Source organism: Xenorhabdus sp. SGI 60 (assembly GCF_056632175.1).
Genome location: NZ_CP196860.1, coordinates 3,363,411 through 3,379,723, shown reverse-complemented (window position 1 = coordinate 3,379,723; position 16,313 = coordinate 3,363,411). Strand labels below are relative to the sequence as shown.

At 41.1% G+C, this 16,313-nt stretch carries 14 protein-coding genes, 1 other RNA gene and 1 pseudogene; 11 read left to right on the top strand and 5 right to left on the bottom strand.

Annotated features, from left to right (window positions below; translation table 11 throughout):
• Positions 1–75 precede the first annotated feature (75 nt).
• The 5 genes from lon to ACSJJG_RS15970 all read left to right on the top strand — a co-directional run bounded on the left by lon (position 76) and on the right by ACSJJG_RS15970 (position 6,102).
• The gene (gene lon, locus ACSJJG_RS15990; RefSeq protein WP_047766816.1) at positions 76–2,430 is read left to right on the top strand and encodes an endopeptidase La; all 2,355 of its coding nucleotides are present in this window, start codon (positions 76–78) and stop codon (positions 2,428–2,430) included.
• Between the two features lie 243 nt (positions 2,431–2,673).
• Entirely contained in the window at positions 2,674–2,949 is a 276-nt protein-coding gene (gene hupB / locus ACSJJG_RS15985) for a nucleoid-associated protein HU-beta (RefSeq protein WP_167400581.1), read from the top strand.
• A 174-nt stretch (positions 2,950–3,123) separates the two neighbouring features.
• Positions 3,124–5,004, top strand: a complete 1,881-nt coding sequence (ppiD, locus tag ACSJJG_RS15980) for a peptidylprolyl isomerase (protein WP_481089874.1) — start codon at positions 3,124–3,126, stop codon at positions 5,002–5,004.
• 148 nt (positions 5,005–5,152) lie between these two features.
• Complete coding sequence (locus ACSJJG_RS15975) at positions 5,153–5,545, top strand: ComEA family DNA-binding protein (RefSeq protein WP_481090456.1); 393 nt, start codon at positions 5,153–5,155, stop codon at positions 5,543–5,545.
• Between the two features lie 149 nt (positions 5,546–5,694).
• Positions 5,695–6,102: an acyl-CoA thioesterase gene (locus ACSJJG_RS15970; protein ID WP_481089873.1), complete on the top strand. Its 408-nt coding sequence runs from the start codon at positions 5,695–5,697 to the stop codon at positions 6,100–6,102.
• 73 nt (positions 6,103–6,175) lie between these two features.
• Here the strand turns inward: ACSJJG_RS15970 and queC are convergent, their stop codons facing one another.
• Both queC and ACSJJG_RS15960 read right to left on the bottom strand, forming a co-directional pair.
• Positions 6,176–6,874 (bottom strand): 7-cyano-7-deazaguanine synthase QueC, encoded by a 699-nt coding sequence (gene queC / locus ACSJJG_RS15965; RefSeq protein ID WP_481089872.1) that lies wholly within the window; start codon positions 6,872–6,874, stop codon positions 6,176–6,178.
• Between the two features lie 32 nt (positions 6,875–6,906).
• The gene (locus ACSJJG_RS15960) at positions 6,907–7,959 is read right to left on the bottom strand and encodes a PLP-dependent cysteine synthase family protein (RefSeq protein ID WP_481089871.1); all 1,053 of its coding nucleotides are present in this window, start codon (positions 7,957–7,959) and stop codon (positions 6,907–6,909) included.
• 122 nt (positions 7,960–8,081) lie between these two features.
• Here ACSJJG_RS15960 and ACSJJG_RS15955 point away from each other — a divergent pair, with 122 nt between their 5' ends.
• The 5 genes and pseudogenes from ACSJJG_RS15955 to amtB all read left to right on the top strand — a co-directional run bounded on the left by ACSJJG_RS15955 (position 8,082) and on the right by amtB (position 13,924).
• Positions 8,082–8,555 carry an Lrp/AsnC family transcriptional regulator gene (locus tag ACSJJG_RS15955; protein ID WP_481089870.1) on the top strand — a complete coding sequence of 158 codons (474 nt, stop codon included), beginning with the start codon at positions 8,082–8,084 and terminating at the stop codon, positions 8,553–8,555.
• A gap of 58 nt (positions 8,556–8,613) precedes the next feature.
• Positions 8,614–10,361, top strand: a pseudogene (locus ACSJJG_RS15950) (SmdA family multidrug ABC transporter permease/ATP-binding protein).
• Positions 10,354–12,123 (top strand): SmdB family multidrug efflux ABC transporter permease/ATP-binding protein, encoded by a 1,770-nt coding sequence (locus ACSJJG_RS15945; protein WP_481089869.1) that lies wholly within the window; start codon positions 10,354–10,356, stop codon positions 12,121–12,123. Before ACSJJG_RS15950 ends, ACSJJG_RS15945 begins: the two are co-directional and overlap by 8 nt.
• Before the next feature lie 167 nt (positions 12,124–12,290).
• Positions 12,291–12,629, top strand: a complete 339-nt coding sequence (glnK, locus tag ACSJJG_RS15940; RefSeq protein WP_047766799.1) for a P-II family nitrogen regulator — start codon at positions 12,291–12,293, stop codon at positions 12,627–12,629.
• A gap of 14 nt (positions 12,630–12,643) precedes the next feature.
• Positions 12,644–13,924: an ammonium transporter AmtB gene (gene amtB / locus ACSJJG_RS15935; RefSeq protein ID WP_481089868.1), complete on the top strand. Its 1,281-nt coding sequence runs from the start codon at positions 12,644–12,646 to the stop codon at positions 13,922–13,924.
• A 72-nt stretch (positions 13,925–13,996) separates the two neighbouring features.
• Here amtB and tesB read toward each other — a convergent pair whose 3' ends face one another.
• Positions 13,997–14,854 carry an acyl-CoA thioesterase II gene (gene tesB / locus ACSJJG_RS15930; RefSeq protein ID WP_481089867.1) on the bottom strand — a complete coding sequence of 286 codons (858 nt, stop codon included), beginning with the start codon at positions 14,852–14,854 and terminating at the stop codon, positions 13,997–13,999.
• Between the two features lie 543 nt (positions 14,855–15,397).
• On the opposite strand from tesB, the gene ffs reads away from it, so the two are divergent.
• Positions 15,398–15,494, top strand: an RNA gene (gene ffs / locus ACSJJG_RS15925) — signal recognition particle sRNA small type.
• Between the two features lie 89 nt (positions 15,495–15,583).
• On the opposite strand, the gene ACSJJG_RS15920 is transcribed toward ffs, so the two are convergent.
• Both ACSJJG_RS15920 and tomB read right to left on the bottom strand, forming a co-directional pair.
• On the bottom strand, positions 15,584–15,787 hold the full coding sequence (locus tag ACSJJG_RS15920; protein ID WP_047766794.1) for an HHA domain-containing protein: 204 nt from the start codon (positions 15,785–15,787) through the stop codon (positions 15,584–15,586).
• Positions 15,788–15,834: 47 nt separating this feature from the next.
• Positions 15,835–16,203 (bottom strand): Hha toxicity modulator TomB, encoded by a 369-nt coding sequence (tomB, locus tag ACSJJG_RS15915; protein ID WP_047766792.1) that lies wholly within the window; start codon positions 16,201–16,203, stop codon positions 15,835–15,837.
• Positions 16,204–16,313: the final 110 nt, after the last annotated feature.

Genomic DNA, 16,313 nt, shown 5'->3' with positions numbered 1-16,313 from the left:
TTGAAGTGAAACTCGTGAAAACCGTGTTTCACGAGATTCCTAAAACTGGCGAAAGCTAAACGAAGAGAGAGCTCTATGAATCCTGAGCGTTCTGAACGCATAGAAATCCCTGTATTGCCTTTGCGCGATGTCGTGGTTTATCCACATATGGTGATCCCTCTGTTTGTTGGGCGTGAGAAGTCGATTCATTGCCTGGAAGCAGCAATGGAGCATGACAAACAAGTCATGTTGGTCGCGCAAAAAGAAGCATCTACTGATGAGCCAGGAGTCAATGATCTTTTCTCCGTAGGTACAGTGGCTTCTGTTTTACAGATGTTAAAGTTGCCAGATGGCACAGTAAAAGTTCTGGTTGAAGGCTTGCAGCGTGCTCGCATTACCACGTTGACGGATAATGGCGAATATTTCTATGCACAAGTTGAATACTCTGAATCCCCTGACGTTGATGAACGTGAGCAAGAAGTTCTGGTAAGAACGGTTATTAACCAGTTTGAAGGTTACGTCAAACTGAATAAAAAGATCCCACCAGAAGTATTGACTTCGTTGCACAGTATTGAAGATGCGGCAAAATTAGCAGATACCATCGCTGCACATATGCCTTTAAAAATCAACGATAAGCAGACAGTTTTAGAAATGTCTAATGTTGTTGAGCGCATTGAATATCTGATAGCAATGATGGAATCAGAAATCGATCTGTTACAGGTAGAAAAACGTATCCGTAATCGCGTTAAAAAACAGATGGAAAAAAGCCAGCGCGAGTACTACCTGAATGAGCAAATGAAAGCGATCCAGAAAGAGTTGGGTGAGATGGATGATGCACCTGATGAATATGAGACGCTGAAACGTAAGATCGAAGACGCGAAAATGCCGAAAGAGGCTCGCGAAAAAGCCGAAGCTGAATTGCAGAAATTAAAAATGATGTCTCCGATGTCGGCTGAAGCCACGGTTGTTCGTAGTTACATTGACTGGATGGTGCAAGTTCCTTGGGTTTCACGTAGCAAGGTAAAAAAAGATTTAATAAAAGCTCAGGAAGTACTGGATACAGACCATTATGGTTTGGAGCGTGTCAAAGAGCGTATTCTTGAATATCTTGCGGTACAGAGCCGCGTTAGCAAGCTTAAGGGGCCAATACTTTGTTTAGTAGGACCTCCTGGTGTGGGAAAAACCTCATTGGGCCGTTCTATCGCACGCGCAACTGGGCGTAAATATGTGCGTATGGCATTGGGTGGTGTACGCGATGAAGCGGAGATCCGGGGACATCGTCGTACTTATATTGGCTCAATGCCGGGCAAATTAATCCAGAAAATGTCCAAGGTAGGGGTTAAAAATCCACTGTTCTTGCTAGATGAAATCGATAAAATGTCATCCGACATGCGTGGAGACCCCGCTTCAGCATTGTTAGAAGTGCTTGATCCTGAACAAAACGTAGCATTTAACGATCACTACCTTGAAGTTGATTACGATCTCTCCGATGTTATGTTCGTGGCAACATCTAACTCCATGAATATTCCTGCTCCATTACTGGATCGTATGGAGGTCATTCGTCTATCGGGCTATACCGAAGATGAAAAACTGAATATTGCCAAACGTCATCTGCTGCCAAAACAGATCGAGCGTAATGCTCTGAAGAAAGACGAATTGACTATCGATGATGGTGCCATTATTGGCATTATCCGTTACTACACTCGTGAGGCTGGCGTTCGTAGTTTAGAACGTGAAATCTCTAAATTGTGTCGTAAGGCGGTTAAAGCATTACTGATGGATAAGAAACTTAAGCACATCGAAATTAATGCGGATAACTTGAAAGATTATCTGGGTGTGCAAAAAGTGGATTATGGTCGTGCTGATACAGAAAATCGAGTTGGTCAGGTAACTGGCCTGGCATGGACAGAAGTTGGTGGTGATTTGCTGACGATTGAAACAGCCAGTGTACCAGGTAAAGGTAAATTGACTTATACCGGTTCATTGGGTGAAGTGATGCAGGAATCCATCCAGGCGGCATTGACAGTCGTTCGTGCTCGTGCTGATAAGTTGGGTATCAGCTCTGATTTTCATGAGAAACGTGATATTCATGTTCATGTACCGGAAGGAGCGACCCCAAAAGATGGCCCAAGTGCGGGGATAGCAATGTGCACAGCGTTGGTCTCTTGCCTGACGGGTAATCCAGTTCGTGCTGACGTAGCCATGACAGGGGAAATTACTCTGCGTGGTTTAGTACTGCCAATCGGTGGCTTGAAAGAGAAACTGCTGGCAGCACATCGTGGGGGAATTAAAACGGTTTTGATCCCAGATGACAATAAACGAGATCTGGAAGAGATCCCACAGAATGTGATCCAAGATCTGGAGATCCATCCCGTTAAACGTATAGAAGATGTTTTATCTATCGCTTTGCAGGAACCCACATTTGGCGCAGAAGTTGTATCACTAAAATAGTACAAAAATAGTGGGCTAACTCAAGAACTGTGTATAAGATTCAGGTTGGTGAGCACATTCAGGCTTGCCAGCCTTTTTTTGTGTCATTAAGTTAGATTAGTCTAATTATCTGATTAAAAATTTTGCTGTTCCATGATTTCTTGCTAATACTGGAAAAGGATTGATATGACGGTATAACTGTCGTGTTATCTGTTGTAAATCGGTTTCCGTTACGAGAGTAATACTAAAATGGGGATGATAAGAGTGAATAAGTCACAACTGATCGACAAAATTGCTGCTGATGCCAATATTTCTAAGGCAGCAGCTGGACGTGTAGTAGATGCATTCATTTCTTCCGTATCTGGTGCATTGAAAAACGGTGATGATGTCGCTTTAGTGGGGTTCGGTACGTTTATTGTACGTGAGCGTGCTGCGCGTACAGGACGTAACCCTCAGACAGGCAAGGAAATCAAGATCGCAGCAGCAAAAGTACCTGCTTTCCGAGCTGGAAAGGGGTTAAAAGACGCTGTTAATGGCTAATGAGTAGGAAACAGACTCTGGTTTTTATTATTGCAATAAACTTCAACTGACTAGGTCGTGTTGATAGGCTAGAATATAAGCGCATCAATTGATTGGTGCGCTTTTTTTCTCTTAGCGTTTGAATTGTCGTAATATGACAGTTTCTTTTTCACTAAAGCGGAGTTTTACGTCTTTATGATGGACAACCTACGCACGGCGGCGAACGGTCCTGTGCTCAAAATTGTGTTGGCTCTAATTATCCTGACTTTCCTGGTAACGGGGGTAACTGGTTACCTATCAAGTGAAAGCGGTAATTATGCAGCCAAAGTTAATGGCCAAACCATTAGTCGTGCTCAGCTAGAGCAGGCATTTTTGCAAGAAAAAAATGTTCAGCAGGAGAAGCTGGGAGATGAATTCTCAACTTTATTAAGCGATGAACAGATGCTACAGCAGCTTCGGCGCCAATCATTGGAGAGACTTATCAATGCCACTTTGATTGAACAATATGCCCGTAAGCTGGGTTTATCAGCAAGCGACAATCAGGTTGCACAGGAGATACGTAACCTACCGTTTCTCCAGACTGACGGCCAATTTGATAACAACAAATATCAGGAGTATTTAAACTGGCTCGCTCATTCAAACATCAGCCCTGACAATTTCGCGGAACAGGTTCGTCAAGAATTGATTAATCGTCAATTGAAGCAAGCTGTTATAGGCGCGGAAATTGCGTTACCGACCGAAGTAAAACAGGAAGCAGCATTACTTTTGCAAGAAAGGACAGTACGTTTTGCGACTCTTGAATTAAAATCAATTGAAGAGAAACAAACAGTTACCGATGAAGAACTGAAAAAATACTATGACGCCAATAGTAAGCATTTCACTGTGCCAGAAAAAGTGAAAGTCAGTTATATCAAAATGGATGCTGCCAATGAACTAAAAGATGTCACTGTATCTGATGCTGATATCGAAAAATTTTATAAAAACAACCTGGTAAAATACACAAAACCTGAACAGAAGAAGTATAGCTTTATTCAACTGGATTCAGACTCTGTGGCTAAATCAGTTTTGGATGAGTTAAAAAAAGGGGCTGATTTTAGTCAATTGGCGTCAGAAAAATCGACTGACAAATTTTCTGCTCAAAAAGGTGGTGATTTAGGCTGGATGGCAGAAAGCTCTCTGCCTAATGAGATTAAGTCAGCGAATTTGACACAGAAAGGGCAGCTTTCAGATGTGGTCAAATTATCTAATGGATATGCCATTTTCCGTTTAGATGATATTAAATCTCAGGAAGTCAAGCCGTTGACGGATGTGCGTTCGGAAATAGAAAAAATTGTTAAGCAGGAAAAAGCAGTTGATGCTTTTTATGCATTACAGCGGAAAGTGAGTGATGCCGCAGCGAATGATAATGAGTCTTTGGTAGCAGCAGAGAAAGCGGCGGGTTATCAAGCCCTGACCACGGACTGGTTTGATCGCGATCATGTTCCCACTGAGATTAATTTCAACCAAGTTGTTCAGGCTATTTTCTCTGGTAATTTGATTGATGATAAAGGTGCGACAGGAATTAACTCTGATGTTATTTCGGTTGAAGGCGATAAAGCTTTTATTCTGCGTGTTGACAATGTTAGGCCTGAGACAGTCCAATCGTTTGAACAGGCCAAACCTGAAGTTACTGAATTGGTAAAACGTCAGAAAGCAGAAAAACAACTTCAGATTGAAAGTGAAAAACTACTGGCTGCCCTGAAAGAAGGTAAAGGTGAGCAAGCATTGAAAACTGCGGGAATTCAGTTTGAGCAACCTACCGTGATAAAACATCTGCCACAAACCAATCAGGCTACCGATGTGGCATTCACTTTACCTCATCCTAAAGCGGGTAAGCCTGTATATGGATTAGCTCAAGATGAACTGGGTAACGCTGTACTTATCCAGTTGGATAAAGTTGTTCCGGGATCTGTCACTGATGATCTGCTTAAACAGTATATGGTGGGTTATCAGTATCAGACCGGTAATATCACGCTCGAGTCACTAATCATGAACTTACGTGATGGTGCGGATATTAAGATCGGTCAACTGGAATAAAATTGCGAAGTTACTCGCATCTTCTTTTGCAAAATAGTAATTGAAAAAGGCCACTTTCGTGGCCTTTCGCATATATGAACCTTGCCTGTTGCCCGGAAATATTGTTGTGGCAATCTTTCTTTCACCAATAAAACATGGAGAGATTTATATGAAATATTTAAGGATAGTATTTAACTCACTCATGATGGCATTGTGTATCAGTATGCCGTTATCTCATGCAGCTACCGTTAATGAACCTACTGATAAGATGGTGAAACAACCTGTTGGCCAACATAAAACTACCATTGAAAACAGTAAGGTGAAAGAGGGGGAAGAGCAAGTCCCAGGCCAGCAGATACAAGAAAAAGGAGTTGTTAATATTAATACTGCGAATGCTGAAGAGTTAGCGAAAGAACTCAATGGGGTAGGCGCTAAAAAAGCACAGGCAATTGTTGAATATCGTGAAAAATATGGCCCTTTTACAGCAATAGAACAATTGCAAGAAGTACAAGGTATTGGTCCGATTTTCATAGATAAAAATCGAGATAAATTAACTTACTAAGTATTAAGGCCCTCTTGTGCATTCATCAGTAATTTGTTCAAGAGGGTTGTGATACCGATCAAGAATAATTGATTAAATGCTATTGTAATTAAATTGTTTTGCTATTGTTACATTTTGTCTGGTCGGATGAGTGTGAGGGGAAAATAGCAATGAGCACGATTATCAAAGTCAGGGGTTACCATATCGATCTTTTCCAGCATGTAAACAATGCTCGTTATTTGGAATTTATGGAAGCAGCTCGCTGGGATTTACTTACTGAAGATGACACGCTGGAATGGTTAAATCGTAAGAATATTGGTTTTGTTGTGGTGAATATCAATATTAATTATCGCCATCCATCCGTGATTACAGATGAGCTGGAAGTGAAATCTTCGCTGCGAGAGTTACGTAACAAAAGCGGTACATTTTTTCAGGAAATTATACGCCGGGGTGATAATCAAATTATTGCAGATGCTTTAACTACATTTGCTTGTATTGATTTGAAAACGCAAAAAGCGTTAGTTTTAGAAGGTGAATTACGAGAAAGGATGGAAGCCTATAAAAACAATGCCGAATAACGACAAAATAAAAATGTGGAATGAGAGGTTCCACGAACCTCTCACAGATCACGTTAATGAGAAATCGTTTTGATTAACTGAGATGGGTTTTGGATTTCATATCTAACATCGTGGCTTGGGCATTGCTTAAATAATGCTTTAATCCCTGAGCCCTGAGATGGCAGGCAGCGCATTCACCGCATCCATCACCCTGAATACCGTTATAGCACGTAAGGGTTTTATTGCGAACAAAATCCAATTTTTGATAATAATCTGCCAATGCCCAGGTTTCCGCTTTGTTTAACCACATTAGAGGGGTTTCGAAACGAATATCACGAGCGATACCAAGGCTGACTGCTTTATTAAGTGCCTTGACAAATTCATCACGGCAATCTGGGTAGCCCGAAAAATCGGTTTCACAAACGCCAGTAATAACGATTTCAGCTTCAACCTGATAAGCATAAATTGCCGCCAGAGTTAAAAATAATATATTACGGCCAGGCACAAAAGTACTTGGGAGGCCACTTTTTTCACTTTCACTGAAATCGGGTACGGGAATATTGTCTCTTGTCAGGCTACTGATGGCGAGTTCGTTCAATAAAGTCACATCAAGTACTTTGTGGGCAGCAGCGCCCAATTCTTTGCTTATACGACAAGCGACATCAATTTCAGCATGATGACGCTGTCCGTAATCAAAGGTGACACAGTGAACTTCGTCATATTGGTGGAGTGCCTGAATTAAACAAGTGCTGGAATCCTGTCCACCACTGAATACAACAACGGCTCGTTTCATGATACCTACCTCTGTAAATTGAAGGAGATATGTTACTTATAACCGTCTAACTTGGGTAGTTGTGTTAGATACTGTGTGATATCACCGATATTATTTCGAACCCACTCTGGGTTGTAATAAGTATCAAGGTAGCGCTCTCCACTATCACAGAGTAATGTCACAATTGCCCCTTGTTGGTTGTTATCGTGCATTTGCTTGGCGAGTTGTAAAGCTCCCCAGACGTTAGTTCCTGTTGATGCTCCCGTTTTTCTACCAATTAGTTTTTCAAGCCAATAAATGGTAGCAATTGTGGCAAGATCGGGAACTTGGATCATGTCATCGATAACCGTAGGAATAAAAGAAGGTTCTGCGCGTGGGCGGCCAATTCCTTCTATTTTACTGCCAGTACTTCCGCAAATATCACGGCGGTTCTGATGGTAGCAATCGTAGAAGACGGAGTTCTCTGGATCGACAACAATGAGTTTAGTGTTATATCCCTGATAGCGTATATAACGACCAAGTGTCGCAGATGTGCCACCCGTTCCTGCACTCATAACGATGTAAGTTGGTTCAGGAAAAGGCTCTAGTTGCATCTGGCGGAAAATACTTTCTGCAATATTATTGTTTCCTCGCCAGTCAGTTGCTCGCTCGGCATAGGTAAACTGATCCATGTAATGGCCATTAAGCTCTTTTGCCAGGCGCTCTGATTCTTGATAAATCAAGGCGGAATGCTCTACAAAATGGCATTTACCGCCATAGAACTCAATCTCCTGAATTTTGCGTTTAGCAGTACAGAAAGGCATAACAGCAATAAATGGTAAACCAAGTAAGCGGGCAAAATAAGCTTCCGAAACAGCAGTACTTCCAGATGAAGCTTCAATAATAGGCGTTCCTTCCTGGATCCAACCATTAGTAAGTGCGTATAGGAATAGGGAACGTGCAAGTCGATGTTTGAGGCTACCAGTGGGATGAGTGCTTTCATCTTTGAGATAGAGGTAAATACCCGGAAATATTGGGAAGTTAAGACGAATAAGGTGTGTATCAGCGCTGCGTTGATAATCAGCTTGGATAGCTTTTATGGCATTTGTAGCCCATAAAGACGACATAAATTGACCCTAAATAATAATACCGTAGTGGTATATAGATTACCCTTACATTTGGAGAAATAGATTATTATTTTTCTGAGAATATCCGTTATATTTGGGAAATATTTCTATAGGATTTAGATATGTTAGATAAAATAGACCGTAAGCTACTGGAACTGCTCCAACAGGATTGTAGTCTATCCTTGAATGCACTGGCTGAAGCCGTTAATTTGACTTCGACACCTTGCTGGAAGCGCCTTAAACGACTTGAAGATGAAGGTTATATTGTTGGCAGGGTTGCCTTGTTAAATGGAGAAAAACTTGGTCTGGGTTTGACAGTGATAGTGATGATTAAAACTCAGCAACATAGTAGTGAGTGGTATGAACAGTTTGTCTCCTTTATAAAAGAGATGCCAGAAGTCTTAACATTTTATCGCATGGCTGGTGAATATGATTACCTGATGCATATAGAAGTTGTTGATATGAAGAGTTATGATCATTTCTACAAACGCATGGTAAATGGGGTTTCTGGTTTGATTGATGTTACCTCTAACTTTGCCATGGAAAAGATCAAATATACAACGGTACTGCCAATACCAGATTCAGTAACATCATAAAGATCCTTTTGGTCGGTAGGTGCTAACTCTTTCATTTCTTTACCTTAGGAATAGGTGTGTGAGATTATTTTCACAATTGAGCTGGTATTTTATTAGCGAATGGCGGCGTTATTTGGGGGCTGTCATTTTCCTCTTTTTGATCGCAGTACTGCAACTCATTTCTCCCCGCTTGGTTGGAGTTATCGTTGATGGCATTAGCACAAAAACAATGACCTTCCGTCAGCTATTAATGTTGCTGGGGTTAATGCTGTTCATTGCTTTGGCAATCTATGGTCTGCGATATGTTTGGCGTGTATGGTTGTTCGGTGCTTCTTATCGGTTGGCTGTTAAGCTGCGTAGTGATTTCTACAAGCGTCTGAGTAGTCAGAATCCTGAATTTTATTTGCGTCATAGAACAGGCGATCTCATGGCGCACGCAACCAATGATGTTGACAGAGTTGTTTTTGCCGCAGGTGAGGGAGTCCTTACTTTGGTTGATGCTTTAGTTATGGGGTGTTCTGTCCTAATTGTAATGAGCGTGGAGATCAGTTGGCAATTAACATTGTTATCACTAGCGCCGATGCCCATTATGGCCGTGGCGATTAAGCATTATGGTAATCAGCTTCATCATCGTTTTAAATCTGCGCAAGGCGCATTTTCTGTACTGAATAACCATGCGCAGGAAAGTTTGACGAGTATCCGTATGATAAAAGCGTTTGGATTGGAAAAACTTCAATCTAACCAGTTTGAAGAAGTTGCTATTGATGCTGGGCGTAAGAATATGCATGTTGCGCGTGTAGATGCACGTTTTGACCCCACCATTTTCATTGCTATTACTGTTGCAAACCTCTTAGCAGTTGGTGGAGGGAGTTGGATGGTGGTGAATGGTTCCATGACTCTTGGTGAATTGACCAGTTTTGTCATGTATCTGGGATTGATGATCTGGCCTATGTTGGCATTGGCATGGATGTTCAACATTGTTGAGAGAGGAAGTGCTGCTTATACACGTATCCGCAGTTTGTTGCAGGAACCACTGGTAACCGAAGATGGCGTGTTGTCTTTGTCTTCAGAGCGGGGGGTTTGCGGGCAAATATCAACAAATTTACCTATCCTCAAAGTGACAAACCTGTTTTGGAAAATATCCATTTTCAACTAGAGTCTGGTCAGTTATTGGGGATTTGTGGATCAACTGGTGCAGGGAAGAGTACTTTATTGGCTTTGTTACAACGGCAGTTTGATGTAACCGATGGAGCTATTCTTTTCCAATCAAAAAATATCTCCGCGCTTCGAATGGAAGAGTGGCGTTCACGATTGGCTATTGTCAACCAAACTCCTTTCCTGTTTTCGGATACGGTTGCAGGTAATATTGCATTGGGACGACCCGATGCAACCCAAGAGCAAATAGAAGAAGTCGCTCGTTTAGCAAGTGTACATGATGATATTTTGAGATTGCCTCAAGGTTATCAAACGGAAGTGGGAGAACGCGGTGTCATGCTTTCAGGGGGGCAAAAACAGCGTATATCCATTGCCAGGGCTTTGCTGTTAGAGGCGGAGATTTTAATCCTTGATGATGCCCTGTCAGCCGTTGATGGTCAAACGGAACACCAGATTATGAAAAATCTTAGCCAATGGCGGCAACAGCGCACTGTTATTATCAGTGCGCATCGGTTGTCGGCATTAACGGAAGCAGATAACATTTTGGTTATGCAACATGGCTTGGTTATACAACACGGCCAGCATAAACAGCTTATCACCCAATCAGGTTGGTATTCCGATATGTACCGTTACCAACAACTAGAAGCTGCATTGGGTGGAGAAAATGACTAAAACTCATATAGGTAAGCTATGGCCGTCATTAAAGCGCTTGCTTTCTTACGGCAAAAATTACCGTAAACCGATGCTGATTGCTGTATTGATGCTGTGGATTGCTGCATTGGCAGAGGTAAGCGGACCTCTGCTTGTGAGTTATTTTATCGACAATATGGTGGCAACGGGAAATTTACCGCTCGATATTGTCGGTGGGCTTGCCGCAATATTCTTGATTTTGCAGCTTCTTTCTGCGGCTTTACACTATTATCAAACATTATTTTTTAATCAGGCATCTGTGGGAGTGGTGCAGAAACTTCGTACTGATGTGATGAATTCAGCATTACGTCAGCCATTAAGTGCTTTTGATACTCAACCCGTTGGACAACTGATATCTCGCGTAACAAATGATACTGAGGTCATTAAAGATCTGTTTGTTAATGTGATCCCAACGGTGTTTCGCTGTGTGGCTCTAATTGGTGCCATGTTGATAGCTATGTTTATTTTGAATTGGCGTATGGCATGTGTTGCGATTGTGATATTTCCAGCGGTATTACTTGTAATGGTAATCTACCAGCGGCTTAGCGCCCCAATCGTCAGGCGAGTTCGCGGTTATCTGGCTGATATTAATGATGGTTTCAATGAAGTTATTAATGGAATGACTGTAATTCAGCAGTTTCGTCAGCAAGCTCGTTTTGGCGAGAAAATGTTAGCGACCAACCGAGCACATTATCAGGCTCGTATGCAGGCTTTACGGTTAGATGGCATCTTATTAAGGCCATTATTGAGTTTCTTTTCTGCCGCAATATTATGTGGTTTGCTCTTAGTGTTTGGTATCAAAGGCACTGAGATTATCGGCGTTGGTGTACTGTATGCCTTCATTAACTATCTTGGGCGATTAAATGAACCTCTGATTGAGTTGACTTCACAGCAATCGGTATTGCAGCAAGCGGTGGTTTCAGGAGAACGTGTTTTCGAATTGATGGATAGTCCACAACAGCAATATGGCAATGATTTGCGGGCGTTAGAAAGTGGCAGAATTGATATTGAAAACTTAAACTTTGCTTATCGTGGTGACAAACTAGTTTTAAGCGATATTAACCTGCATGTTCCTCCACATGGGTTTGTGGCCTTGGTTGGGCATACAGGGAGTGGAAAAAGCACCCTGGCTAATTTGATTATGGGGTACTATCCGTGGCAAGACGGTGAGATCTATCTTGACAGGCGCTCCATATCTTCGCTTTCTCACGCCGTGTTACGTAATGGGGTGGCAATGGTGCAGCAAGATCCTGTTGTTTTGGCAGCTTCATTCCTCAACAATATCACGCTAGGGCGGGATATCAGCGAAGAGAAAATATGGGAAGTACTAGAATTAGTTCAATTAGCTGACTTTGTTCGTAATTTACCAGATGGTTTGAATTTCGTTTTGGGAGAACAAGGGAATACACTTTCAGCAGGCCAAAAGCAGCTTTTAGCCATGGCTAGAGTTTTAGTGCAAACGCCACAGATCCTTATTTTGGATGAGGCAACCGCGAATATTGACTCTGGGACAGAACAATCAGTACAGAAAGCTCTGAGCATGATCCGCAAACAGACGACATTGGTGGTAATTGCTCATCGTCTTTCAACCATTACTGAGGCTGATTCCATATTAGTGCTGCATTGTGGTGCAATTGTTGAGCAAGGTCAGCATCAACCGCTACTGGAAAAGCGTGGACGCTATTATCAAATGTACCAACTCCAGCAAGTTGGCGAGACGTTGAATGAATCAGTGCACGTTTAGTGTGCATATTTGGCTGCGTATAGGGAACAGATGTATTTTCTGTTCCCTTTTTTATCCGTTCTTTAGCGATGCTTTTCGATAACAAACTGATTACACATCATTTTTAACTTTTGGCATATCCCTTGCAGATATTCCCTTGTACAAACGTAGCGAAAAACGGGGGAAATATGAAACTTATCACCATCATCATAAAGCCATTTAAGCTGGAGGAAGTGCGGGAAGCACTTGCTGATATAGGTATACAAGGTATGACTATAACAGAAGTAAAGGGATTTGGGCGTCAAAAAGGTCATTCCGAACTTTATCGAGGTGCTGAATACAACGTTAATTTTTTGCCCAAAGTTAAGATTGATATTGCTACCAATGACGAACGAGTTGAAGAAATTATCCATGTTGTTCAACAGACTGCTTTCACCGGAAAAATGGGGGATGGAAAAATTTTTCTCTTTGAATTGCAGCATGCCGTCAGGATCAGGACGGGTGAAACGAATGATGCAGCACTGTAAATGAGGAGGGAAAAATGAAGAATAAATTTTTATCTATAGCGTGTATTGCGGCCAGTTTTCCTTCGTTTGCGCTTGCTGCGGAAAGTAATTTTAATAAAGCAGACACTGTATTTATGTTAATAAATACGATACTGGTACTTTTTATGACAATACCTGGCATTGCCCTATTTTATGGGGGATTACTACGCAGCAAAAATGTGTTGTCACTCATGTCACAGGTGATTGTCAGTTTTTCATTGGTTTGTGTGCTTTGGATTATTTATGGATACAGCATGACCTTTGAGACAGGCAACGCTTTTTGGGGTGGTTTTGGTCAGGTTATGTTAAAAAATATATTCATAACTGATCTAACTGGTAATTTTTATCAGTTAATTCATGTTGTTTTCCAAGGTGCATTTGCATGTATTACTGTTGCTTTGGTGGTGGGAGCGTTATGTGAAAGAATTCGGTTTTCAGCATTGCTGATTTTTAGTGTGTTATGGCTGACAGCATCTTATATCCCTATGGCGCATATGGTGTGGGGTGGAGGCTGGCTTGCTCAGGATGGCGCCTTGGATTTTGCTGGCGGGACTGTCGTTCATATTAATGCGGCAGCAGCAGGCTTGGTTGGTGCTTACTTACTTGGGAAGCGCTCAGGCTTTGGGCGGGAAGCATTTAAACCTCATAACCTACCAATGGCTTTTATTGGAACAGCGATCCTTTATATTGGATGGTTTGGCTTTAATGTGGGATCGACCGGTGAAGTCAATGCTATTTCGGCACTGGCTCTAGTGAATACGGTGGCGGCAACAGCGGGAGCCGTGTTGTCATGGGTTTTCTGTGAGTGGTTATTTCGCCAGAAACCTTCGCTTCTGGGGGCATGTTCTGGATGTATTTCGGGGTTAGTGGTCATTACGCCTGCTGCTGCAACAGTGGGTATCGGTGGTGCATTGGTGATGGGATTGATTGCAGGAATTGCAGGTTTGTGGGGGGTAGTCATACTGAAGAAGTGGTTACGTGTTGATGATGTTTGTGATGTGTTTGGGGTACATGGAGTATGTGGCATTGTTGGTTGTGTATTGACTGCTGTTTTTACTGCCTCGGCTTTAGGTGGAACAGGGTTTGCTGAAGGAATGACAATGCTAAGGCAGCTCGGTATTCAGGTTATTAGCATATTGGTCTGTATAGTTTGGTCATCAATAGCGGCTTATATTTCATTTAAGATCGCTGATAAATTGGTTGGATTACGTATTAGCATTGAGTCAGAAAGAGAAGGACTTGATATTACTTCACATGGTGAAAGCGCTTATAACTGAGCACGTTTATTTGCAAATAGGTATGCCGTAGTAACAGAAAAGTTGATTACGGCATACGGCTATTGATTCAATTCATCGTAGCTTACGGATTACTCCCTCCTGAACCGCAGAAGCGATAAGCACCCCTGTACGGTTATAGATATGCCCACGGACAAAACCACGCGCCCCTGATGCTGATGGGCTTTCGATTGAATAGAGTAACCAGTCATCCATATTGAAAGGGCGGTGATACCACATTGAGTGATCAATCGTGGCTATTTGCATATTTTCCGCCATAAATTTTACGCCATGGTGCTGTAGTGCTGTGGGCAGAAAATTGAAATCTGAGGCATAGCCCAGCAAACAATGGTGAATGAATGGATCTTCTGGCATTTTTCCATTGCTACGGAACCAAACATAACGCACAGGGACTTGGGATGAATGATTAGGTAGATTTTGAAGAGGAACGAATTTCATCTCCAAGGGGGGCATGGAAAAAACTTTTTTTAATTTTGTCGGGAGTGAGTTAGCCATTTTTTTTACAATTTCTTCTTGGGAATCTAACTCTTCGGGAAAAGGGACCAGGGGCATAGTATTTTGATGTTCAAAACTTGCTTCATGTCCTTGAAAGGACGCGGTCATGTAGAAGATAGGATGACCATTTTGTATTGCGCTGACGCGGCGGGCACTGAAACTTTTTCCATCGCGCAATATTTCAATATCATAAACAATGGGCTTATGGCTATCACCCGGACGTAAAAAATAGCTATGAAAGGAGTGGATCATTCTATCATCCACGACGGTTTGTTTTGCTGCATATAGCGCCTGGCCTATTACTTGCCCGCCGAAAACTTGAGGAAATCCTAAGTCTTCACTTTGTCCTCGGTAAATCCCTTCTTCTATTTTTTCTAAATGTATCAAGTTAATTAAGTTTTGTAATGCTTGACTCATAACATGCCTTTACTTTTAGCGCATTTGAAAAGTATAAATGAAAGATTATGGATAATAAGTTTTTATTTATTTGAAAATAAATGAATTAAGTTGTAAATAAAATTATCCTTGAGTTTTTATTTTAGATGTGAATTATCACTGTTAATTTCATTAATGCTTATCAAATAATGCGAATGTATTGTTTTGTAGGTTTATCTTTTGATTTGTATGATTATTTTTATTTTAAATGCTAAGGATAGGGGAATTGTTATTTAACTTAGGTTAAAGTTGTGAAATTATGTGGTTTTTATATGACATGGCAATGATTCATCAGTGTTATTAAATATATCTATTGTTGCACCTGTTTGCTGTTCGTCTACTGTGAGTTATAGCTTGAAAAAATGCTAAAGGTATTCTGTTTAGTAAGATTATTAATTTTTTGATGTTTTTTACAACGTTATGAGTAATAAAGCAGCATTCAAATGAAGTTGCCTTGCTATTTCATCATGTTTGAAAGATAATGACCACCGCTTCGAAATTTGAAGCTAACTTCAATGGGGGCTCTGTTGGTTCTCCCGCAACGCTAACTTGTTAACTTGGTCAGGTCTGGAAAGAAGCAGCCATAGCAAGGGATGCGTGTGCCGGGATGTAGCTGGCAGAGCCCTCACCAATTCCAAGCTCATCATAAAATTATACTGTCAGCCGATAATAGCTACCGGCTCAAGTCACTTTCTATCTGAACATTACAGTTTAGCGGACAAATTTCCAAACAGATGATGGGATTTTATCGTAGAGTTTATTCATGGTAAGTTCAGCCAAACGGTGATCAGCCGCGGAGTAGAACAATTCAAGTTCATCTTCCGAAAGCTCGTATTTATTTTTTTCAATTACACGTTCCAGTGTTTCAATAGAAGTGCATTTTCTTAAACGCATCAGATAGTCAGTTTTAGTCATAATCGCCTTATCTTATTTGGTATAAAAAATAGTTAGTAATATATTTATCAGATTCTACTTAAAGAAGCGTTCAAATCATGTAACAAAACGTTAGTTAAGTGTTCGTTTGTTTTTTGCCATTTTGTAAGTTCAAGAAAGCTTATCTTATCACTTCCAAATAAATTATATGTTTCATCTAGATAGTCATCAATTAAGGTGCTCAGAGTGTGGTTGTCTGAGTATTTAATTTTAAAGCTCCAAACAAAAGCTGCAATGTGTTCAATCAATTCGTTTAGTTTTAAACTTTTCTCGGAGGTCAGGTCGTGAATCCAATGATTATCAGTGCGATTCAGGACGGAAAAAGCCTCATGAATTAAATTTTCGCATAAGTATTTTAATTCAGCAATATCATGTCTTCTTGGTGAATATTCATCCATAATCACCTCCGTAAACGATGCACAGCTTATTTGAACTAAGGCTTATACATACTAATTATTATAGTCATTCTTTTAGAATAGAGCTTATCAAAACATGATTATTATTTATT

What these genes read in the sequence shown, in the direction of transcription:
- lon (WP_047766816.1), top strand. Translation starts at nt 76, where the DNA reads ATGAATCCTGAGCGTTCTGAACGCATAGAAATCCCTGTATTGCCTTTG.
- ppiD (WP_481089874.1), top strand. Translation starts at nt 3,124, where the DNA reads ATGATGGACAACCTACGCACGGCGGCGAACGGTCCTGTGCTCAAAATT.
- ACSJJG_RS15975 (WP_481090456.1), top strand. Translation starts at nt 5,153, where the DNA reads ATGAAATATTTAAGGATAGTATTTAACTCACTCATGATGGCATTGTGT.
- ACSJJG_RS15970 (WP_481089873.1), top strand. Translation starts at nt 5,695, where the DNA reads ATGAGCACGATTATCAAAGTCAGGGGTTACCATATCGATCTTTTCCAG.
- queC (WP_481089872.1), bottom strand. Translation starts at nt 6,874, where the DNA reads ATGAAACGAGCCGTTGTTGTATTCAGTGGTGGACAGGATTCCAGCACT.
- ACSJJG_RS15960 (WP_481089871.1), bottom strand. Translation starts at nt 7,959, where the DNA reads ATGTCGTCTTTATGGGCTACAAATGCCATAAAAGCTATCCAAGCTGAT.
- ACSJJG_RS15955 (WP_481089870.1), top strand. Translation starts at nt 8,082, where the DNA reads ATGTTAGATAAAATAGACCGTAAGCTACTGGAACTGCTCCAACAGGAT.
- ACSJJG_RS15945 (WP_481089869.1), top strand. Translation starts at nt 10,354, where the DNA reads ATGACTAAAACTCATATAGGTAAGCTATGGCCGTCATTAAAGCGCTTG.
- glnK (WP_047766799.1), top strand. Translation starts at nt 12,291, where the DNA reads ATGAAACTTATCACCATCATCATAAAGCCATTTAAGCTGGAGGAAGTG.
- amtB (WP_481089868.1), top strand. Translation starts at nt 12,644, where the DNA reads ATGAAGAATAAATTTTTATCTATAGCGTGTATTGCGGCCAGTTTTCCT.
- tesB (WP_481089867.1), bottom strand. Translation starts at nt 14,854, where the DNA reads ATGAGTCAAGCATTACAAAACTTAATTAACTTGATACATTTAGAAAAA.
- ACSJJG_RS15920 (WP_047766794.1), bottom strand. Translation starts at nt 15,787, where the DNA reads ATGACTAAAACTGACTATCTGATGCGTTTAAGAAAATGCACTTCTATT.
- tomB (WP_047766792.1), bottom strand. Translation starts at nt 16,203, where the DNA reads ATGGATGAATATTCACCAAGAAGACATGATATTGCTGAATTAAAATAC.